Source organism: Wolbachia endosymbiont (group A) of Ancistrocerus nigricornis (assembly GCF_947250785.1).
GTDB lineage: Bacteria > Pseudomonadota > Alphaproteobacteria > Rickettsiales > Anaplasmataceae > Wolbachia > Wolbachia pipientis.
On record NZ_OX366348.1, the window covers coordinates 178,004 to 200,083 of the forward strand.

21 protein-coding genes, 1 tRNA gene and 1 pseudogene are annotated in these 22,080 nt (G+C 34.5%); 11 read left to right on the forward strand and 12 right to left on the reverse strand.

Annotated elements, in window-relative coordinates; translation table 11 throughout:
• Window positions 1-293: 293 nt before the first annotated feature.
• From OOK90_RS00895 to OOK90_RS00920, 6 genes and pseudogenes are all read right to left on the reverse strand, one after another.
• Window positions 294-1,691 (reverse strand): hypothetical protein, encoded by a 1,398-nt coding sequence (locus tag OOK90_RS00895; protein ID WP_264705965.1) that lies wholly within the window; start codon window positions 1,689-1,691, stop codon window positions 294-296.
• A gap of 471 nt (window positions 1,692-2,162) precedes the next feature.
• Window positions 2,163-2,900 (reverse strand): annotated as a pseudogene (locus tag OOK90_RS00900) (hypothetical protein); the annotation flags it as partial.
• Between the two features lie 116 nt (window positions 2,901-3,016).
• Entirely contained in the window at window positions 3,017-4,510 is a 1,494-nt protein-coding gene (locus OOK90_RS00905; protein WP_264705967.1) for a DegQ family serine endoprotease, read from the reverse strand.
• A 3-nt stretch (window positions 4,511-4,513) separates the two neighbouring features.
• Complete coding sequence (hflC, locus tag OOK90_RS00910; protein WP_264705968.1) at window positions 4,514-5,386, reverse strand: protease modulator HflC; 873 nt, start codon at window positions 5,384-5,386, stop codon at window positions 4,514-4,516.
• A gap of 2 nt (window positions 5,387-5,388) precedes the next feature.
• A complete protein-coding gene (gene hflK, locus OOK90_RS00915) occupies window positions 5,389-6,423 on the reverse strand; it encodes an FtsH protease activity modulator HflK (RefSeq protein ID WP_010962866.1) in 1,035 nt (344 codons plus the stop codon).
• A gap of 82 nt (window positions 6,424-6,505) precedes the next feature.
• A complete protein-coding gene (locus OOK90_RS00920) occupies window positions 6,506-6,721 on the reverse strand; it encodes a hypothetical protein (RefSeq protein ID WP_006279848.1) in 216 nt (71 codons plus the stop codon).
• Window positions 6,722-6,876: 155 nt separating this feature from the next.
• Here OOK90_RS00920 and walE1 point away from each other — a divergent pair, with 155 nt between their 5' ends.
• From walE1 to OOK90_RS00940, 4 genes are all read left to right on the forward strand, one after another.
• On the forward strand, window positions 6,877-8,400 hold the full coding sequence (gene walE1 / locus OOK90_RS00925) for an actin bundler (protein WP_264705971.1): 1,524 nt from the start codon (window positions 6,877-6,879) through the stop codon (window positions 8,398-8,400).
• Between the two features lie 775 nt (window positions 8,401-9,175).
• Window positions 9,176-9,511 (forward strand): divalent-cation tolerance protein CutA, encoded by a 336-nt coding sequence (gene cutA, locus OOK90_RS00930; protein ID WP_006279213.1) that lies wholly within the window; start codon window positions 9,176-9,178, stop codon window positions 9,509-9,511.
• Window positions 9,502-9,576: transfer RNA gene (locus tag OOK90_RS00935), tRNA-Gln, on the forward strand. The genes cutA and OOK90_RS00935 overlap by 10 nt, the downstream gene beginning before the upstream one ends.
• A 135-nt stretch (window positions 9,577-9,711) precedes the next feature.
• Window positions 9,712-10,170: a hypothetical protein gene (locus tag OOK90_RS00940; protein WP_022626355.1), complete on the forward strand. Its 459-nt coding sequence runs from the start codon at window positions 9,712-9,714 to the stop codon at window positions 10,168-10,170.
• A gap of 15 nt (window positions 10,171-10,185) precedes the next feature.
• Here the strand turns inward: OOK90_RS00940 and OOK90_RS00945 are convergent, their stop codons facing one another.
• The gene (locus tag OOK90_RS00945; protein ID WP_007549783.1) at window positions 10,186-10,473 is read right to left on the reverse strand and encodes a hypothetical protein; all 288 of its coding nucleotides are present in this window, start codon (window positions 10,471-10,473) and stop codon (window positions 10,186-10,188) included.
• Between the two features lie 273 nt (window positions 10,474-10,746).
• On the opposite strand from OOK90_RS00945, the gene OOK90_RS00950 reads away from it, so the two are divergent.
• Complete coding sequence (locus OOK90_RS00950) at window positions 10,747-11,703, forward strand: IS5 family transposase (RefSeq protein WP_209472359.1); 957 nt, start codon at window positions 10,747-10,749, stop codon at window positions 11,701-11,703.
• Between the two features lie 19 nt (window positions 11,704-11,722).
• Here OOK90_RS00950 and OOK90_RS00955 read toward each other — a convergent pair whose 3' ends face one another.
• Both OOK90_RS00955 and recG read right to left on the reverse strand, forming a co-directional pair.
• On the reverse strand, window positions 11,723-11,911 hold the full coding sequence (locus OOK90_RS00955; protein ID WP_264705972.1) for a hypothetical protein: 189 nt from the start codon (window positions 11,909-11,911) through the stop codon (window positions 11,723-11,725).
• Between the two features lie 594 nt (window positions 11,912-12,505).
• Window positions 12,506-14,527 carry an ATP-dependent DNA helicase RecG gene (recG, locus tag OOK90_RS00960; protein ID WP_264705973.1) on the reverse strand — a complete coding sequence of 674 codons (2,022 nt, stop codon included), beginning with the start codon at window positions 14,525-14,527 and terminating at the stop codon, window positions 12,506-12,508.
• A 296-nt stretch (window positions 14,528-14,823) separates the two neighbouring features.
• Here recG and OOK90_RS00965 point away from each other — a divergent pair, with 296 nt between their 5' ends.
• Window positions 14,824-15,621 (forward strand): hypothetical protein, encoded by a 798-nt coding sequence (locus OOK90_RS00965; protein WP_209472619.1) that lies wholly within the window; start codon window positions 14,824-14,826, stop codon window positions 15,619-15,621.
• 12 nt (window positions 15,622-15,633) lie between these two features.
• Here OOK90_RS00965 and miaA read toward each other — a convergent pair whose 3' ends face one another.
• Complete coding sequence (gene miaA, locus OOK90_RS00970) at window positions 15,634-16,527, reverse strand: tRNA (adenosine(37)-N6)-dimethylallyltransferase MiaA (protein ID WP_264329657.1); 894 nt, start codon at window positions 16,525-16,527, stop codon at window positions 15,634-15,636.
• Window positions 16,528-16,602: 75 nt separating this feature from the next.
• On the opposite strand from miaA, the gene OOK90_RS00975 reads away from it, so the two are divergent.
• The 5 genes from OOK90_RS00975 (at window position 16,603) to OOK90_RS00995 (ending at window position 20,217) form a co-directional block, all read left to right on the forward strand.
• Window positions 16,603-17,073 (forward strand): hypothetical protein, encoded by a 471-nt coding sequence (locus OOK90_RS00975; protein ID WP_010082479.1) that lies wholly within the window; start codon window positions 16,603-16,605, stop codon window positions 17,071-17,073.
• Between the two features lie 118 nt (window positions 17,074-17,191).
• The gene (locus OOK90_RS00980; RefSeq protein WP_006280292.1) at window positions 17,192-17,779 is read left to right on the forward strand and encodes an L-threonylcarbamoyladenylate synthase; all 588 of its coding nucleotides are present in this window, start codon (window positions 17,192-17,194) and stop codon (window positions 17,777-17,779) included.
• Between the two features lie 17 nt (window positions 17,780-17,796).
• Window positions 17,797-18,618, forward strand: a complete 822-nt coding sequence (locus tag OOK90_RS00985) for an AAA family ATPase (RefSeq protein WP_038199127.1) — start codon at window positions 17,797-17,799, stop codon at window positions 18,616-18,618.
• Window positions 18,619-18,691: 73 nt separating this feature from the next.
• A complete protein-coding gene (locus OOK90_RS00990) occupies window positions 18,692-19,486 on the forward strand; it encodes a hypothetical protein (RefSeq protein WP_022626354.1) in 795 nt (264 codons plus the stop codon).
• A gap of 68 nt (window positions 19,487-19,554) precedes the next feature.
• Window positions 19,555-20,217: a conjugal transfer protein TraJ gene (locus OOK90_RS00995; protein WP_264705974.1), complete on the forward strand. Its 663-nt coding sequence runs from the start codon at window positions 19,555-19,557 to the stop codon at window positions 20,215-20,217.
• Here the strand turns inward: OOK90_RS00995 and OOK90_RS01000 are convergent.
• Together OOK90_RS01000 and OOK90_RS01005 are read right to left on the reverse strand one after the other, a co-directional pair.
• Window positions 20,214-21,710 (reverse strand): proton-conducting transporter transmembrane domain-containing protein, encoded by a 1,497-nt coding sequence (locus OOK90_RS01000; RefSeq protein WP_010962853.1) that lies wholly within the window; start codon window positions 21,708-21,710, stop codon window positions 20,214-20,216. The genes OOK90_RS00995 and OOK90_RS01000 overlap by 4 nt on opposite strands.
• 114 nt (window positions 21,711-21,824) lie before the next feature.
• Window positions 21,825-22,079, reverse strand: a complete 255-nt coding sequence (locus tag OOK90_RS01005; RefSeq protein ID WP_010962852.1) for a hypothetical protein — start codon at window positions 22,077-22,079, stop codon at window positions 21,825-21,827.
• Between the last annotated feature and the right edge of the window lies 1 nt (window position 22,080).

Sequence of the window (22,080 nt, forward strand, 5' to 3'; positions counted from 1 at the left end):
TATACTAAAAATAAAATTAAGTGCAAGCACTTTTTTATATTTTTTTTCAAAAAATTTTATTCACTCTTTTTCATAAAACACAAATTTCAAGATTCCAGCGTCACGCGCTGGAATGACAAGTCATCGGCAACCCTAAGTTCCCTACGTCATACCGCGATTCATTCGCGGTATCTCAAGCATAGATTCCGCTAACACGTAGCGGAATGACGAACTGTCGACATCTATCTATATGCCCCTGGATTCCAGTACTGGAATGACACCCTTTTTTGTCATCTAAGTATTAGCTATCCCCACTATGGTGTCTTTCCTACTGACTGACCTTCTGCACATTTCTCAACTTTTACATCATTAGTCAATTCTTTTGGTGGTTGAGCATTACTCACAGAACCTTCATTCTCAGGACCATTCCAAAAACCAACTGTAAGATCATATTCACGATCAGCAACAGGATTTTTAACAAATTGCTCTGAAGCCTTTCTGTCAGACATAGATTTTGGGATAGGTTGGTTCGAAGCTTTTCCGTTAGGAACAGAGCCTTGAGTAGGTTGGTTTGGAGCTTGCTTATTATTATTTTCATCGTGGTTTTTCTTTCTTTCCTTACTACTATCGCATCCTTGAACATCCTGTCTCCTCTGCCCCGTCCCCGTCGTATTCGTTGCAGTTTTTGGAGCAGGTGGACACACCTCTTTCTTCGGTTCCTCCTGCTTCGCTTTTTTCTCTTCTTCCACTTTTGGTTTTTGTGAATTTTCATGATATTTTCTTTCAAGCTCAGTAAGACGCAATAGATGTTTCAAAGGATCTGACGCAATTTCAAGTTCTGGTTTGCTCAGAACAACCGGTCTTACAAATCCTGGTGAAACTTCAAAAAGGAAAACTGGCACTTTAGGTTTTTCTCTTTCATCTACCTTGATTTCTACGTCTTTATGAACTTCTTTAATTGCTTCTAATGATGTTTTTTCTGCTTTTTTATCTTCTTTTTCTGTAGATGCCTCTACCGCAGCCGCCAACTCAACTCCAAACATCTCTGCGAACATTGTAACAATCCATCCGACAACGGCCATTTGTAACCTGAGTTTCAGATCTTGCAATGCAGTTAATCTTTCTAACGCCCTTGCAAACTCTTCTTCTGATAACTCACCACTGCCTAATTTTTCCTGCAATTCTTTTATCTCTTTGTCCAACCTCTGATTGAAACTTAAATCGCGTGCAAAAATCTTCTTGATTAACTCCTTAAGCTTGTCACACATAAATTTAATTATCGAAAAAAGCCAATTTTTTTCTTTCTTCTCTTTGAGCATTTGGTAGATTTTCGGATCATCTACATCTACTTCAAAAAGGTTGAAGAGAGATTCAAAGAAATTCCAGAAATCTCCGAGTACTCTTCTTTCACCAGTGAAGTAATCCTTATCATCACCTTCTCCGATATGTAGCTCTGCTTGAGATGATATTTCATCGATACAACTAGAAGCCTGACGCTCACACTCGAGCCTCCCGAGCAAATCTTGTCTGGTGAGCTCCTCTATGGCTGCTTTTAGTTCATTTAGCTTCTGCTCTGCAGAGAAATCTTGCTCCCTGATTTTTCCTTGGAAGATCGAGCTACCGTTTCCGTTATTATCTGAAAAATTTTCCATTATTTTTGCCCCCTCAATAAAATTACTATCTTTATTATTATCTGAAAAGCTTTCCACCATTTTTACTTCTTTACTTCCTTCATAAAACTGAATAATTTAATTCTACAGTACTAAATATTTAAGAACTATTAATGTAAAGATGTCAATAAAATTATTTACATTTTTACACTATATATATATATTATATCATGTGCTATTTAACCTTTCAATAATATTTTTTATTTTTACTGCTTCTTCAAACTCTAGCATGCGCTTTTCTTAAATTATCCTTTCAATAATATTTTTTATTTTTACTGCTTCTTCAAACTCTAGCATGCGCTTTTCTTAAATTATCCTTATTAATATTTGCTTTTGCCTCTATCCCACTTTTTCTTGTAAAGTATTTGATATAGATTTTATTATACTCTTTGGCATAACATTTGCAACATACTTTATCTATAAATGGAAATTATTATACTTGCAGCTAGACACAATTTGAAATAATTTACACTATAAAGTTAAGGAACGAGATCCCAGATACAAGTGTCTGGGCACTGGGATGACAGGAGGGGGGGTTGGAATGACACCAGTATGGTTATTAATTGAATAAATAACCTCCTTATTTTCAGAAATCATTGGCAAACAAATGTGATGCCATATGTTTTTTGGCTTAGATAAGAGGTGCCCAGTTAAGTCTTCCAGGTGGAGCCTATGCATCACAAGCACAATTACTCCTTTTTTTCTATCGTTGAGTCTCGTTACTAAAGTCTGATCGAACCAGTTTGTGGCACGTTTTCTAAATGTTTCACTCAAAGCTTGAGCAGGGTTAAGCGGATCATCCACAATAATAGAGTCACCACCTTCACCGGTTAATGTTCCTCCAACTGATGTTGCGATTCTGTATCCTCTCTGCACTGTTTGGAATTTATATTTAGTGTTCTGGTCTTTGGATAGTTCTACCTCTGGAAATAGTTCTTTATACCAATCAGATTGCATTATGCACCTGGTATCAAGCGAATGTTTTTCACTAAGCAACTTAGAATAACTTGCAACTATTATTCTTGCAGTTGGCTGATTTCCCAGTATCCATGCGGGCCACGCAACACTCATACATATGGACTTCATTGAACGCGGAGGCATATTGAATATTATGCGCCTTACTTCGCCAGCATTCGCTGCTTCCAGCCTGTCTGCTATGACTTTTATGTACTGATAATCATTATACTCACATCCCGGCACCACTGTTTGAAAGCACAGTTCAATGAATTTTAGAAAATTTATATTATCCATATGTGTATTTTAGTGAATGGAATGTAGACTTTAATAGTTTTGATTTGTCTTGTAAGATTGAGGTGTTACAGTGACAGGCTTACAATGCTGCTAATTTAGTAAATAACCTACGAGTGCTATTTCTTCAACTTTATCGAAGTAAAGAATTGATTTCCATTGCGGTAAATGAGCAACATTATTGAATCTTTACCGTTTTTCTTTACTGCTGAATCAACTTGTTTTTGAAAATCATTAGTATTTTCTATATCGGTTCCATCTAATTGGATAATAATGTCTCCTTTTTTAATACCACGCAACGTGGCATTACTGTTACTATCTACATTGGTAACTATCACACCTTTTGTAGGTACATTATTTTTACTTTCTTTTGATTCTTTTGGCAGATTTGAAACAGTTAAACCGGTTACATAATCAGATGTTGATTTATTTTCTTCTTGATTGTTATCTTGGCCATCATTTGTAGATTCTCCGATCACAACTTTAATATTAACCTCTTTGCTCTTTCTAAGTAACTTAACTTGCACTTTTTTCTCAGGTCCAGCTCTTGAAACCATTTGAGGTAATTGTGTCATTCTATCGATTTTTTTACCGTCAAATTCTAATAATATATCACCTACTTTAATCCCACCTTTTTCTGCAGGACTATCCTTTACTATACTTGCAACCAATGCGCCTTTTATATCTTTTAAACCCAAGGACTCAGCAAATTCTTTCGTTATAGGCTGAACTTGCACACCAAGCCAACCATGTTTTATTTTTTTGCCACTTTTTAATGTGTCAATAATTGACATAGCTAAATTAGATGGTATGGCAAAACCTATACCCACGTTGCCGCCAGACTCAGATGGAGAATAGATAGCAGTATTAATACCTATAACTTTTCCATTTAAATCAAATAACGGTCCTCCAGAATGACCCCTATTAATTGCAGCATCAGTTTGAATAAATTCATTCATAGTGCCAATACTAATGTTCCTGGACCTTGCAGATATAATTCCTGTGCTTACAGAGCCACCCAAACCAAATGGGTTACCTATTGCCATAACCGTATCACCAACCCTTGCTTTATCAGAATCACCAAATGCAACAGAAGAAAGATCTTTATCAGAATTAATCTTAAGCACAGCAAGATCAGTTCTTGCATCATAGCCTAAAACTTCTGCTTTGAAATAAGTATTATCGTTCATAGTAACTGTGATATCTTTGGCGTTTTTAATAACGTGATAATTGGTTACTATAGTTCCACCTTTATCTATAATAAACCCAGAACCAAGCAACACCACCTCTTTGTTAACACTAGGGCCCCTATCCATAAAAAACTGATCAAAATGCTCAAAAAACTCTCTAAAATCATCAAAAAAATTATTTCCTGGCATAGATGGAACTCTAGTTCTGCTGTTATTTTCTTGTTTGATGATTTGTTCGCTTGAAATATTTACAACCGCAGGAATGAGTTCTTCCACTAAATCGGCAAGTCCTTGATTACAGTTGCATGCAGTAGTGCTAGCATCAACGACCTTTTTTGCATTCCAATCAAACATATTAGCATACGAAGAAAACGCAATTAGAAAATATGCAAATATAGATAAAATAAATACCTTACTTTTCATAGACTATTTCCACCCCTTATTTAAAATATCTAAAAAGTTATTGTTTGGTGAAAGTACAAATTTAGTATTATTTTCGGCAAATGATTTACTGTAAGCGCTCATAGAGCGATAAAAGTTAAAGAACTCTTCATCGACCTTAAATGCCTCATTATAAATTCTAGTTGCTTCAGCATAACCACGGCCCCTTATTTCGTACGATTCTTTTACTGCACTAGAGATAATTTCCCTTTTTAATTTATCAGCTTTTGATCTAACTTCCTGCCCAGATTGCTCTCCTTCTGCTCTAATTTCTTTTGCTTCTTTTTCCCTTTCAGTTTGCATACGGCGAAATATTGCAGAACTATTTTCTTCTGGTAAGTCTGCTCTCTTAATTCTTACATCTATTATTTCTATGCCAAATTTTTCAGCTTCAGAATAAACTCCACGCTGAATCAATTGCATAACCTCTGATCTTTTTTCATTCAACAAGCTAATCAACGAAAATCTGCCTATATTTTCTCTTATGTGTGCTTCTATAACCGGATATAATCTTCTAACCAGCCCTGATTCATTCCTCACAGCCTGGTAAAAAATAACAGGATTTGTTATTTTATATTTTGCATATGCATCTACTATAATACGTTTTTGATCCGCTGTTATCACTTCCCTTGGGATCTTATCAGGACTTAAATCTAAAACTCTTTTATCAAGAAACTCTACACTATTTATGAATGGCAACTTAAAATATAAGCCACTTTCCCTAACATCCCTTACAACTTTACCGAGTTGTATAACTATCGCTTGCTTTGTTTCTTGCACAACAAATATTGAATTAAATAAAACAATCAATAAAACAACAAATACAGAAACAAAAACAATTTTAATATTACTACTCATGGTTATTTTCCTAAATTTGTAAGAGGTAAATAAGAAAACATACCTTTCAGATCATCAGTTACAACAACTTTGTCTACCTTACTGAAAATATTTTCCATAGTTTCAAGATAAATACGATTCTTAACGAGAGAAGGATTCTGTCTATATTCCTCATAAAGAGATAAAAAGCGATTTGCATTACCTTTTGCTTCATTTATTATTTCATTTTCATATGCTTGTGCATCTAATTTTATCTTTATCGCTTCACCCTTTGCTCGAGGTATAATATCATTATTATAAGCATATGCTTCGTTTATAGTACGCTCTTTGTCTGCACGAGCACTTTGTACATCTCTAAACGAACTGATTACTTTTTCTGGTGGATCAATTTTTTTCATTTGAACAGATAAAATCTCTATACCCATTTGGTATCCATCAAGAATCTGCTGCAATAGAATTCTAGTATCTCTAGAAATTTCTGGTCTGCCTTGACCAAGTGCAAAAGAGATCGTATTTTTACCTATTATTTCTCTCATGGCACTTTCAGCAGCATTTTTAACACTGAAACCGGGTTTGTAATCCCGCACTTTGAATAAATAGTCCTTAGCATCTCTAACGCGCCACTGAACCTCGAAGTTAACGTTGACTATATTTTCATCTCCAGTTAGCATCACGCCTTCACCGCGATCTGTATCTCGCCCATAAGAACTACTTACCCCAATTTCTTCACGATTTACTTCCTTAACGTTCACTTTAAAAACCTTGCCAATAGGGTAGGGGAAGTGATAACGCAAACCAGGTGTTTCTGTATTAGAATATTTACCAAAGGTAAGTTCTATACTTTCTTCACTAGGATGGACAATATAAAAGCCAGTGCAAGCATAGAACAGCAAAATAATGAAAATGATGAAATAAGGTTTTTTGCCCCTGTTTCTGGTTAATCCATTAAGAAAGAACCTTATATCAGATACAGCTTTACTTAAAATATCTTCATTATTAGGAGTTTTGTTCCCTACCGGTTTCTTTCCCAGATTCCAAGGATTATTATCATCAAACATAATGATTGATTCTATAATTAATACGCTAATATTACTTCTTTAATAAGAAAATGCAAACATAAATTGCTATTTTATTTACAAATTAATCATCAGGATGGAAAACATGATCGTACACTTCCTTTTCTCTATGTAATATGGTCGACTCTATGGAATTTTCTGGCTTTTTTTTGAATTCTTTGTTGTCACTCTTTAAGTGCACTACGTCTTTGTGAAAATGGGAATTATACCTAAATAGTAAAGCTATTATTATTAAAGTTATAACAGCCAAAAAGATGAGTGTTCTTTTTCTATACTTCATAAATGCTGCAGCTTCTTGACCTAATTTTCTATGTTACCACAAAACACGTCAAGCGAAATTATTTGAAGACAAATAAATACTGGCAATCAATTTAACACTAACTTAAGAATCGAGGGTGTACAATATAATATATTTAATTAATAGTGAGGTTTAAAATGTTACATAATGAAAAAAATTCAAATTCTGTTGGAACTCAACAAAACCAACCAGAAGATAGTTTTGATTTGAATAAAACGATGCAAAATCTACCAAATTCAGATATTGCTAATGATCACAAGAAGCTAAAAGAAAGAATGACTGACCTGTTAAAAGGAGATACAGAATTCTCTAAGATGAAACAAGGAGATAAGATTCTTGTAGTAAGTACAGCAAGTGGGTTATTTACGGCAGTACTACCACTTTTGGCAGTTGGTGCAACACTTGCTATACCGGGTGCTATAGTTGGTCTTGCTTTATATTTCGCTGTAAAAGTCGCTGTAAAAGCAGTTCAATCTGGATATAAAGGGCTCAAGTGGTCAGCAGAAAAAACAGTTGATGGGGCGAAATATACTGCTGGGAAAGTTAAGGACGCATCAACATACGCTGCCGGAAAAGTTAGAGATGGTGCTATGCATGTTAAAGATAAGGTGAAAGAAGGTTATGAACATTCAGTAGATTCACTGAAAAAAGGCGCTAGTTTTGTAGGCGAAGGAGTGGCAAATAAGTTCCATAAGGCATCTGGTGAGACGGACTATTTAGATAAGGTAAAAAGGTTTACTCCAGATGCAATTAAGAAATCTGACGAAATAAGAAATGATATGAAAGCAATTTTTGCTGATAAAGGAAATAATTCTGGGTTAGTGAAAAATATACTTTCTGGAATATCGTCAGAAATTGATTTAAAAATGGCAGAGAAGGCAAAATCAGGGGAGATTGAACATACTTCTGGATGGCAACTACAGAAAGAATTCATTAATAATTTAAATGAAAAAAGCTTGCATAACTTGTTAACACAAAGGTCATTACCTAAAGGTAGTTATTTCATCGAAAGTGTTTTCTCTGAACATCACGATGAAATTAAGAAGGTTATTAAAGAATGTAGAGAAAATCATTTGTACTCAAGCGTAAGCAATATGTTTGACAGAGCAGAGAAAAAAGCTAACAGGCCTTCTGTCAAAAGTTTAACTAGGTCTGTGTCATCATCATTCTCTTCACTGGGAAGAAAAGGCTCTGAACAATCTAACAGCTTGTCAAAAAGCAATTCACTAAATTCTATAGGAACTGAAAGTACTGCTACTGTCTCTGATTCAGATTCTCAGAACTTTGCAACAGTCCGTAGAAGCAATTCATCTAGTAGCTTAACTCCTAAGCTTACTCCAGTTGCTCCACCAGAACTACCTAGAAGCGCCTCATTGACTAACTTAAATGGACAAAGTTCTTTCAGTGAAGATGTTCTCAGTGATCCTATTGTGGAGCAAAACCTGGATAGTTTGAGTAACAGAACTCTCACTCACAGTAATTCTACTGATAGTGGAATGGGTTCTGGTTCTTCTACGCTAACAAGAAAACAAGTTCTTCCTTTAAAAGAAGAATTTGATAGAGAACTCGAAGAAAAGTTGGCAAAACGACGCGCATCTCTAGATCAACCTAGTGCAGAACCTGTCAACTCAAGAGCTACAGCAACTCCAGGAACAGTGTAATAAGTAAAACTTCTACCTTCTCCAAAAGGATGTTACTCAATGAGTAACGTCCTTTTTTTGTTTTTAAACTATAGAAAAATCCTAGATCCCAGCGGTATGCGTACAACCGTATGAACATTGTGATTTCTCTGCTAGGAAAGGTGTCATCCGAGTAGCTGACACTGGGATGGCTTTGTTGCATCGCTACTTATGAAAGGCTAACTATAGTTAGGATTATAAGCAACCTATTGAAAATCTTGTTTTTTTGCAATCAATCTGATCAAATTTAAGAATAGTAATTTGTTATTTATATTAATAAATTTAATTCTATTGAAAATAGCTAAAGCATTGAAATTCTTGAATTTTAGCCGGATTGGTAAATGGTAGTGAAATTTCTTTTACTCAAATTTAGGTATTCATTGACCGTTCTTGTTATAAATACCAGAATAATAAGCTACTGATATTCCCTATCTTTTTTATCTTTATCCATCATAGCTAGCGATGCAACAAAGCCCACTGGGATCCAGGAAAGTTTGCTTGTTTACAAGCAAACTAGCATAGAAAGTGGTTACAACGTTTTCGATGAGATTATATGGAAAACTGGATTCCAGTGTCAAGCACTGGAATGACATCACAGGGGCACTGGGATGACACCTTTACGTTTGAGGCAAACTAGCTATAACACTTAACATACTACCTTTGCAAACAAATGTTCATACAGTACGCGCTGGCGTTATTTTCTCTTGATGAATAAATCTCGGTAGAGTATAGTAGCAATGCATTTATGTAGCTACTAATGAATAATTTAGTTTTGGTTTATACAACTTTTTCAAATTTTGAGGAGGCTAAAACTGTTTCTGAAGAATTGTTAAACGAGAAATTAATTGTATGTGTAAATATATTTCCCGAAGTGAATTCTCTGTATTTATGGGAAGGTAAAATTAGTAATAGTTGTGAAGTAGTGGCAATTATGAAGAGCAGGAATGATCAAGTTGATAAAATTGTAGAAAAAATCGAAGCAATGCATTCTTATGATCAGCCAGCTATTGCTGTGATGCCCATAGAAAAAGCAAATAAATCTTTTACTAATTGGGCTAATAGTGTTATTGATGTAAGTAGTATTGGGGTGTAGCCAAGTGGTAAGGCAGCGGTTTTTGATACCGCCACGCGAAGGTTCGAATCCTTCCACCCCAGCCATATTGAAGTGGGTGTGAAATGATATCACTTTTCTATAAATTAAGATTATTGAATTATATATTAGGTAGTCTCAAAGATATAATTGTGAAACTGTTTCTCTTCACAATGTATCTTTACACATTCAGCATTGTGCTCATGTTTCTCAGCAATGGTTTTTGGTATGCTGTAGAATTTTGCTCTTTCAAAAATGCGTTTTACCGTTTGTTTCAATATTGCAAGTGGTATTATGAAAATAGGGAAGATCTCGGTTACGGAATTTCTATTCGAATATTAGTGGCGTTTCTTACTCCGCATTTTCTCTATAAATTATTACTTGGCACAGGCTGGAAGTCCTTTTTAAAGGAAAAGATAATACAGATACTCAACACAAGAAGAAAAAAGGGTAGTGAGTTCAGTAACAGTAGCAAACCAAGTGGCAGTAGTTATAGTGATAAGAATAATTACAGCAATAACAGTGGTAACAATGAGCGTCAAGCTCAAGATGCAAAGCGAAAAGTAAACATGATAAAGCAGCTATTAATCAAAGATATAGAGGCAACTATAGATAGGAGATTGAATTATATTTTTTTCGGTAAAAGGAGTAAACCTCATTAAGTATATAAAAAGGCTTTATCTAGTAAGGCTTTTTAAGGTTGGCTGTATTTTATTTTTTACGTATACCGGATCACAATCAGCCAATATACATGTGTGCACAAAATCTTGACTAAAGTCTGATAACCAAGAAATTGCCTTACGTTTTTCTACCAAGCTTTCTGTTTTTTTGCAGTGACTTGCTGCATCAATCATTGCCTGCGCTATTACTGATTTCCACAGCAAATAATACCTTTGTATATCATCTGACGTACTATTTGTTTCATAGTGGTTAAAAAATTCTTTAAAATTGAAGTTGTTTGACATAATGATACCTCTTTGGATTGAAATTTGAAATGATTTGAGTTTATGTCGCCACAGCAGATTCCGCTAACAAGCAGCGGGATGACGGTTGTCAGGCCAGCGCCCCTATGATGTCATTCAAGTAGCTGACACTGGTTCCTTTATGACGGCAGTGCCCCTATGGTGTCATCCCAGTGCTTGACACTGGGATGGCTTTGTTGCATAGCAACTGAAAAAATCTGGTGGCTACTGACAAAATTCATTATAAAATAGCCATTTAACCTTGAAAGAAAAAATATGCCACAAAAAATGAGGGTCAGTAACCATAGCGAATATAACAAATTTCTAGAAAAAAGAGGAAATATTTTTCATTATATCAACGAAGCCATAGAAAAGTGGTACGAGAATGGTCCAAAAATACCAGGTGGCAACAATATTTATAGCGATAAAGTTGTAATTTTGGTGCACATAATAACTTGTTTATTTAGAATAGGCCTGAGGCAAACAGTTGGGTTTATAGCAGGATACCTTGAGCAAATTGGGAAAAATTTGCAAGTTATCAGCTATTCACAATCATCAAGAAGGTTTAAGAAACTCAATATTAAGATCAATGATTGCAGAATTGATAAAAATAATATGGAAGATATCGAAATTGCTATAGACAGTACAGGAATTAGTATATACAACAACACTCCTGGTCATAGCAAAGAAAATAGCGAAGATAGAAAGTATCGCAGCTATGAACAGACAAGAAAATTGCATGTAATGTTGAATACAAACAGCAAAAAAGCCATAGCTGTAAAATACAGTAACGGTGTCTACTCTGATCACTATGGAGCTTGTGATTTGCTAAAAGAAGTCGATTTTCAGTATGTCATAAAAGTACTATATGCAGATAGGGCATATGACAGAGAAAAGCTCTATAAGCTGTGTAATCAATATGGTATAAAAACGAAAATTCCTCCGAAAAACAACGCAGCAGAGCATCCAAAGTTAGACTATATGGCTGAGAGAAATTCTGCAGTCAAGCTCATAAAGTCATATGATGAAGATAGTATAAAGAAGTGGAAAAAAGAGATGAGTTATGGAAAAAGATCTTATATAGAAAGTTTTTTCTCGCGACTGAAACAAACATTCGGGTTTAGTTTTAGGAATAAATCTGAGACAAATAGAGAGAAGGAACTACTTGTTAAATGCTATTTGCTCAATAAGTTCACTGATATTGGTATGGCTAAATTTGAGATAGCTTCATAAATTTATTGTGCGTTACCTACTATCCGAAGAGCGATGCAACAAAGCCCACTGGGATCCAGGAATTTTGATTGGACACTGGGTTGGTAAGCATAAAAGTGTTATGTAAAATACAACGTTCTTGATGGGATTGCATGAAATGCTGGATCCCAGTGTCTGGGCACTGGGATGACACCATAGGAGGCTGCTTGGATGACAAAAAAAGGAGCACTGGAATGACAGCAATCTACGTCATACCGCGATTCATTCGCGGTATCTCAGCCGCTAACAAGAGATCCCGCTAACAAGCAGCGGGATGACGGTTGTCGTTTAGCCATAAACATTAAGAAATTTACCAAATGAAAAAAAGGCAAAAGAAGCCCCGTGGTTATTATCCGCTTTAAAATATTGGCGTTTTTTATGTTTTAAACGCTTGACAAGCGAGATTCAGCCGCTTTTAATTGCAACTAACTTACGCTGCAAATGTTTAAGAAATTTACTAAGCAGAAAAAAAGACAAAGAATCCCCGAGTTAGCTAGTCTTTTACTATCTCTGTCGAGTATTGGCATTTTTTGATGTCTTGTAACGCTTTATAAGCGCGTTCAGCTTATTTAGATAAAAATCTAGATGTAGATGAAGTTTTGTAAAGACATACAGTATCTATATACTGCAAAAAATTGAACATAAGACGCCGATACATTAAGTAATCCTTACCTTTTAATCTGCAGATTGGCGAAAGCAAATACAATAGCTTCAGTTTCATGATAAGGGGGTTGGCGAAGGGTGTCAAGTAAGTTTTTTTGTTTCTGCGGGCTACCTGGTTTTTCTACTGAAATTTTGAAAAATGTAATCTACTCCTATATTCAAATATATCAAGCAGTAATTCAAAATCAGCCATTGCGCCTTTTGCGTTATTATACGCGAGATTGAGCAGCTCTTTGTCCTGATATAAATCAGCAAATTTAAATTCCATACATCCTGATTGTTTTGTGCCTAAAATATCTCCACTGCCTCTTAGCATCATATCCCTTTCAGCAATGTAAAATCCATCTTGTGACTCACACATGATCTTTAACTTTGAAGATGAGCTTTTACTTAAATTATCGTATAATAATACACAAAAAGATGGCTTGTTTCCTCGCCCTACTCTGCCTCTTAACTGATGCAATTGTGATAACCCAAATTGCTCTGCATTTTCTATAATCATGATGGTTGCATCTGGCACATCTATACCAACTTCTATCACAGTGGTTGCAACAAGCAGAGAAAATTCATTCCTTTTGAAGGAAAACATAACTTGATCTTTCTGCTCCTGAGTCAATTTTCCGTGTATTATCCCGACTTTATCAAGAAATGTTTTTTGTAATTCCTGAAAACGCATCTCTGCTGCAGCAATATTGGTCTCTTCGTTTTCTTCTATATATGGACAAATCCAATATGCTTTTTCGCCCCTGTTTATAGCACCTTTTAGCTTTTCAATAACATCTGGCACCCTACTAATGTTCATAGTTACAGTTTTTATTGGCAATCTGGATTTTGGTTTTTCTTTCAAAATTGAACATTCAACATCACCATACATAGCTTGCTGCAAGGTTCTTGGAATGGGAGTTGCAGTAACGAAAAGTATATCGGCATTTTCTCCTTTTCCTACCAAGCGATTTCTCTGCATCACTCCAAATCGCTGTTGCTCGTCTATGACTGCAAGCCCTAAATTTTTAAATGTAACTTTAGCTTGAAATAGTGCATGAGTGCCAATCACTATATTTAAAACACCACTTGCAAGTTCGTTCATGATAATCTTTCTTTCCTTGCGCGAAGTTTTACCAGTAAGCAGCGCAACTTTTATATCGGTACAGGATAAAACTTCCTCAATCCAATTATAATGTTGCTCCGCCAAGATAGTAGTCGGTGCCATTAGAGCTGCCTGCATGTTGTTTTCTACCACATTTATCATTGCAAAAAGTGCAACTACGGTTTTGCCACTACCAACATCACCTTGCAGCAAGCTTATCATGCGATACTTGGATTTTTGTCTCTCTGAGATCTCATCTATTGCACGAGTTTGATCATTTGTTAATTGAAACGACAATTCATTTAAAACTTGCTCTTTGTATTTACTCAATATTATAAATTCTCTTCCCCTTTCTTTCACATGATTTTTTCTTGCAAGTTTCAGCGCTAGCTGATACGCAAACAATTCATCATAAGCAAGCCTTTTTCTACAAACCTCAGCTTCCGCCAATGAGCTTGGTCTGTGCAACTTTATGATGCTTTCCCTCCAACTTAACCATTTTTTTTGCTTGATTAATGTATCATCTATCCACTCTGGTAAATCAGGCAATTCCTTTAGATTAGAGCTTATTATGTTCCCAATGCGCTTATTGGTAATGCCACGGCATAATTGGTAAACTGGCTCTATGCAAGCTATTTCTTTAAATTGGTTGATGTCAAGCGACACGTAATCTGGATGAGTAATTTGCCAATGTTCAGCAAATTTTTCGAGTTTGCCACTGATGATCACATTCGCTCCAATTGGAAATAGTTTATATAAATACTTAACTGAGTAATTAAAAAAGACTATGAATATATACTGACTCTCACTTTCAACGACTATTTTATATGGTCTACCTCTAAAAGTGGGCGACTGATGTTCATAAACTTTTGCAATGAAAGTTGTAAATTCTCCAACTCGAGCATCAGATAGTAACTTGCTTCTATCCACATAACTAAGTGGCTTATAAAACAGCAGATCCACCACCTTGTCCCCACCACAAAGTTTAGGTAATATTGCGGAATGAAATTTAGGTATATTCTCCAGCCTGCTATTTAGAAAAATCTGATTGCTCATTGAGATTCATACATGTGTAAAACTGTTATAGAGCCTTTTTAAAATCTTGTCACCTTATGGTCAGGTATGCACTATAGCTAGCACAGCTCTCTAACGTTATACCGCGATTCATTCGCGGTATCTCAGCCGCTAACACGTAACGGAATGACGAATTTGTTGTTTTTAAAATCGTCGGTAAGCCTAAGTTATCCCTAACTATATTTGCTATCATAGGGCTTATAGTAGGTATTTTATTAACTTATTAATCATTTTTATGTATTATTATACCATTAGCAGTCTATATCAAGGTATTAATGATGAACAGCTCTACACCAAAAGAAAAGGAAAATCCAATAGTTACACTAAGAGCTCAAGCAGAAAAGTTTGGTTTTAGCAGGTTGAGGGCTGGTAAAGATAATGCTGAAGCGAATTCTGGTGCAACTATGTACGTAGATCTTCCAAGAATGAAACTTGTTATTCAGAACAAAGTTATAACAAAAGAGCTTGTTGATGAATTATATAATAAACATACCAACCTCATTTCAAATGACAAAAATAAGTACCGCCAATTTGTAAAACAAGTTTTTACAGAGCTATTTGAATATGCTGAAGCAGAAGTTCCAAATGATTCTATTCTAGAAGAACTAATCACTAATTGTAACCAGGCTGCTTATGTGGGTGCATTGTATGGTAAAGGAGGACCTATCCTTCATTTAGCTGAAACATATGGGTTATTGTTTCAGTCTAATCATGTAACACATATTAATTGTAGTGATCCAAGTCATGCGGCAATCAGAATTGAAGAAAAAATTGCAGTTCGCACTTTTGCAGAACTGGAAGAAGAATTATGTAAATTGGATAGCTCGCTAGAATTCACACTTAAGTCTCAAGGTGACAAAGATGTAACATATGAAGATGGTAAATTGTCGCTCACTGTTCCTCGAAAATTGAGAGATTACAAAATTGATGGCAGAAATTTATTTGATGTCATTAAGGAGTATTTTTACGAATTCTGCGAGAAGCTAGGATTTAAGTTGAAAATAGAGCATGACTTGGATAAGCAACTGAAAGTGAACAGTGTAGAGTCACTTACCCACGATAAGGGTAGGACTTAGCCTTGATAATGATTAAGATATCTCAATCTCTGTAAGCTTATTTGCACAATCAATTACTTTAGAACTCGGAAATTGATTTTTAAACCAAGTATACTGACGTTTCGCGTAGTGTCTTGTATTGGTTTGAGCAATCTGTATCGCTTCGTCTAAAGTAATCTCACCTTTCAAGTACTTTATAATTTCTGGCACTCCGTGTGCTTTCATAGCTGGCAAATGTGGGGCTAGGTTCATGTTAAGTAGCTTTTTTACTTCATCAATTGCTCCATTTTCAATCATTTTGATAAAACGAGAATTTATTTTTTGGTATACATCCTCACGTTTAGGCAAAATTGTATATATCTTAAAATTATTGAATAAAGGAGGCTGTCGATTTTTCTGCCATACGAAAATCGACTTGCCAGTTTCAGTGATAACTTCAAGTGCCCTTGAAAGGCGGTGCGAGTCATTCATGAATACTTTACCTTGAATCCTTGGATCTTTGCTTAGCACTAATTTGTAAAACTCCTCTTTACTTAAATTTTTCCTTAATTCGCTTACATTTTTCCTTACTTTCTGACTTATTTGTGGCATTGATGATAAGCCTTTGATTAAACTGCTGATGTAAAGCCCGCTTCCTCCAGTGATGATAGGTATTTGAGCATTTTCTAATGCGTGATTAACTTCTTTTTCTAAATCCTCTAACCATAGACCCACGGAATAATTTTCTTTTGCTGAAACATAACCATATAATTTATAAAATTCTTCTTGCTTTAGTGGTTGAGCAGTAATTATGGGAATTTCTTTGTATACCTGCTTTGAATCACAATTTATTATACTAATATTTCCATATTTTTCTCTCAGGTTATCGCATAATTCTGATTTACCTGAGGCCGTAATTCCTGTAATAATTACTATATTATTTTTCATTTATATTAATTTAATTAACATATGATAAAGTGTAGTAAAAGTTTGGATTCTACAATCTAAAGTTTGGAGATTTTTATGGCAGAAAACAACGACAATAATTCATTTACTAAGCGTTTCACAAACAGGACTCCTGGCGGTACAGGGGAAGGTTTTTCCAGTAAGTATTCGTCTCAAAACACCAAAGAACGGGCATTAGGGGAAAAAGGAAAAATTTCTGAATTAGCAGGCAAAAAAACCGAATCCAAGGAAGCTTTTTCTGAAAGTGGCGGCATAAAAAGTAAAAGCAGAACTGTCAATGAAAGATCTTTTGCTGATGCAACAAAAAGAAGTAGGTCAGATCTTATATACTTAGTCCGTGGTAAAGATCGTGGAAAATCAGCGTGGCATTATGTATTAGTTGATAAAGAGAAAAGAGAAATGTTTCTAGCAAAAAGCAGAACTGGCTCTATAGATGTTGCAGACTATGGAGAGATTTTGTATTCAGGATGGGGAGAGGATCCACCACAGGCAATAATTGATAAAGTCAATGAAGAGTTTGGGTTGTAGCAAATCTGCATAACAAATGGTAAGCTGCGTTGCATTACGTTTACAAAAACTAGCAGTTACTATATAAGATACAGTGCAACAAAACTGATCTAGTTGTTATGAATAAGTTTTTAGCTATATGGTATCTAAAATAATAAATGCAATACAGAACAATTTATTAGTGTGTTTTCCAACAGAAACAGTGTATGCTCTTGCTTGTAATGCACTAGATAATGAATCTATAGGAAAAATATATCAGATAAAGAAACGCTCTCAAAATAAACCACTGTCTATATTTGTTAGTGATATTTACAATTTGACAAAAATAGCAAAGGTAAAGGAAAGATATATTGATTTAATAAACCACTTTTCTCCTGGACCAATTACCTATATTTTACCACTTAAAAACAACAACATATTGCCAAACGAATTCTTTAAAGATAGTATAGGTATCAGAATTCCTGAGCATCCTATTGCAATTTCAATACTAAACAAACTGAAAGTTCCAATAGTTGCAACTAGTACAAATATTTCAGGAAAAGAAAGTGTATGTAAGGCAAACGATATACCACAATCCATTAAGCAACATTTATCTGTAGTGATTGAAGATGACGAACTAGTTTCTGGTATAGAATCTACTATTATTGACTTAACCGAAGATAAGATTAAGGTTTTAAGGGAAGGTGCAATTTCATTACAAACAGTAAACAACGCATTTTCAAACTAAAATCTATAGGAGAAAGAATGAAAAAAGTAATAGGCCACAACCAAGCCAAAAAAAAAATAATGAACAACTTATCTGTTCAGTCTTGGCTGATCTGTGGTAAAAAAGGTATAGGAAAAGCAACACTTGCAAAATCCTTCTCCAATTGGTTACTCATAAAAAACTATAATGAAGTAGCATTGGACTTACACATTGTTGAAGGTGATACTATCGGAATAGAAAAAGTCAGAGAAATGAAAAACTTTCTACACTTAAGTCCCATTCAATCAGAACACAAAATAGCTATAATAGATAGCTTAGAGGCAATGACTAATAACGCTAAAAACGCAATATTGAAAATATTAGAAGAGCCGCCAAAAAATTCTAAGATATTTATAATTAGCCATAAGCCATATGATATACAAACCACTATCCGGTGTAGGTGCTTTCAGCTAAATTTACTCCCATTAACTTATGATGAAACAAAGCAAGTTGCTTCATCTCAATGTAAATTTGATAATCAAACGTTTGACGAAATGATTACTTTATTTCCTGGAATGCCAGGAATGATAATAAATACAATAAGTAGTGATGCTTATGAAGCATACAAATGCTTTTATAAATTTCTTCATGATTTAAAGAATCCCAATATGATTAATAAAGTAATTAATAGCGAAATCGAACTAGAACTAGCATCATATATAATTCAGGCCTTCATTTTAGAAAGCATAAAGAGAGAGGTAAATGGTGTTGAAATTCTGCTAAGTCAGTGGAAAAAAATAGATGAACTTTTCGTTGCCGCAAAGCAACTCCACTTAGATAAAAAGCATGTTTTAGCTAATGTAGTTAATATCATGACATAAGTTTACAAAGTATAATACTTTTAACATAAATTCATGATAAAATTCTGTTAATTTAATACTCGAAGTATATAATTTGACTGATAATAAATTAACTGTATGGCAATCAATAGAAGTTTTGACGAAAGCCATATTGAACATGCAGAAAAAATTAAGCTTAATTAAGAATATAGCTTCAGATCAAGACATAACCCTAGAAAAAGGAAAGGAGTTGTTAAGTGGCATTTATGAAGCAAATTTTAAGCTAAACAAGACAATCAATATAGCTACTTTGCCAAAAATTGGCTATCATATGCTAAATGGTGAGCTTGTTGTACGTAATCATATTACGGAAGAGGAAGTAAAGATTCCTGGAGATTTTCATTACCTTAAAGTCGTAAAATCCGATCATGATAATTATAAATTAACGTTTTGTAATTTTTTAGGTAATGAGTTTTTTGAATATAAAAAGTATGATCCACAATATTCTGGTATTTCAGATGAATATAAATTTGTGGATTTTGGTAGTGTAAAAAAGACTCATAATCTAAAATTTAAGGAATACATTGGTCATGCACCTAAATTTTTTGCTGCAGAAGGGCCTATTGAGCCTGGATCCCAAAACCATGTAATTGATCTATTTGAGCTAGTCAAAAGTGGTAAAGGTAGAAAAGTGGGAACCTTTGCTGATGAATTTGGTTATTTTGATGATCAAAATAAATTACATTATTATAATTATCACAAAAGTGTAGAAAGTAATACTTATGATCCTGAAAATTTCAGTGTAAAAATGATAAATATAGATGTGAGCAAAATCGATAAATTCTACCTCATTGCAGAACAAGGTGATATAATCATTCATCCTATTTGGGAAAATTTAGACATATTTTAAAGTTTTTTTTAGAGTATCTAAGCTTATTGTTATTATAATGATCCGATTAGGTCTGGTAGTATTGTGTTATGGAAGATAAATTGCTTGAATCAGTAAAAAACAAAAGTTATTTCAGTAAAGCAGTCGAATGGTACTGCCATAGGTATCTGTTTTGTGTAGCAGAAAGATCTTGGATGGCATTAATAGTATCGCTTCTCCTAGTATGCTTATGTTTATTAACATTAAACATATACCTGTTATTTCCTATTAAAAAAGATTTAAATTTTGTGAAGTATATGAACCACACAGAAGATGAGTTCTCTGCAATGCATAAGCTTAGTTTCAGTAAAAAGGAAGATGAATACACTTCCACAGCGAGGTACTTAATAAGTAAATACATTGAAATATACGAGTCCATTAAGATCGTTGAACCGAAGTACCAAGAAAATTTTATAAGAAGCAATTCTATACATAAAATCTATCAAGGCTTTCAGGAAAAAACGAATAATGAAGCTGGTAATTTGTCTTTATCTAAAAGAAAAATCGCCAACATAAATGTAATAACATTATCTATTGATCGATCGACCAAGGACTTAGTTACATTTGCTGGAAATGCTACTGTAGTTTTTACAACCGAGCAAAATAAGGAGGATACTGTGGAGATTAGCTTCACTTTGTCGAATATAAAAGCAACTCTGGCTGGTATAATACCATTTAAATTTATTGTTAATGGTTATAAATACAGATTTTAAAATATTACTTGGTAGCTAAAAAAAATAACCAAAGTGCACATAGCAGTAATAACTGGAGGTAAAACTAGAAGAATTGGTGTTTTTTTAATAAAGTAATTCTGAGAAGGTTTTAAGAAAAAGGCGTTGTAAATTATCGGTAAAAAGTACAGAGCGTTGAGTATAGTACTAACAATTAACACTAGAGTTACAAACACAGAAAGTATTACATTGCCAGAGTTGAAAACAGCTTGAAAAATGAGAAATTTACCCCAAAAAGTCGGAGCAGGCGGCACCCCTATCATAGACAATGCACCTATAGCAAATGCTGTCATGCTAATTGGCATACTGCGTCCTATACCGTAAATCTTATCTATATATTTCTCACCTGCTCTCGTTATTATTGCTCCGGCAACGAAAAACAAAGTGATTTTTGCAAATGCGTGGCAAACTAATTGAAAAATTGCAACCCTCATGCTGAGATCACTAAAAATTGAAGCGAATAATATAATATACGACAATTGAGAGATGGTAGAGTAAGCAAGCAATTTCTTTAATTCTTTTTGCTTTAGTGCAATCAATGATGCAGTAATAATAGTAAATCCAGCAGCGTACGGAAGCCACCCTCCAGCAAACCAATTTTGCTGCACAAAACGTTGCATATTATCGACGCCGAAAGTGTATAATATAACTTTTATGATGATGAAAACTCCGGATTTCACAACAGCAACAGCGTGCAGTAGTGCACTCACAGGAGTTGGTGCAACCATTGCTTTTGGTAACCAAAAATGCATTGGCATTAATGCAGCTTTTCCTATTCCGTAAATCAGCATAGCAAAACACACTGCAATGAAAGTGATGAGTGAAGTATCAAATTTGAATATTCCACCGCTTACAAAGTCTAAAGTATGAAATTCATGATATAAAAGGCCTATTGCAGGAAAAAATAATACCAAAGAAGAGAAAAATAGCACGCCAAAGTAATAGCGTCCTGCAATCATTGATTCATTTGTTGAGTTGTAAGTAACCAGAGGGTATGTACTAATAGTTAGAAGCTCATAAAAGACAAATGTAGTGAGCAAGTCTCCAGAAAAAGCAATAAACATTGCACAGCCAATCGATATTGAAAAAAAGCATAGAAAACTTGAGTGATTGCTATCAGCATAGTTATTCTGCATATAACATATTGCATATATACTGGTCAGCACCCATAAAAACGATATTAATAAACTGAATATTACTCCGGTAGACTCTAGCTTTAAACTAATGTGCAAATTATTACCAAAATCCATGAGAATAAATTGAGAATGATCACCATATACCCAATATAAAGTGCACAGACACGTATACGTAAACAGAAGTACAGAAGAAGTGACAGTAATACTATTGTTCACTCCGGGCCATTTACCAGTAAAAAAAATAACTAACGCACTTAAAAGTGGAATCAACGCAGTAATTAATAAATAATTCTCAGTAATTGAAAATGGTAAGGAAAGAGACGTTAAAACACAGTCCATTAAATAATTCATCTTTTTGTTTAGGTAAAGCTAGAATTATACTAAAATCATAGAAAAACCGCTATGTTTTTTTGGCAAACTAGTCGTTTGTGTATGCTATAGCTATACTGCGATTCATTCCACAACTGTACGAACATTTGTTTTTGTTAAACACAACAAAGATGTCATCCCAGTGCCCTGACTACTTGGATCCAGGAAAGTTTGCTTGTGAGCAAGCAAACTAGCATAGAAAAACGTTTTCGATGAGATTGCAGAAAACCAGTGTCTGGGCACTGGGATGACAAAGGAGGACAGTGTCAAGCACTGACCATTTGCTGTGCAGTTTACCTTTAAAAATGAATGTTCATACAGTAAGCCATAAGATGACAAA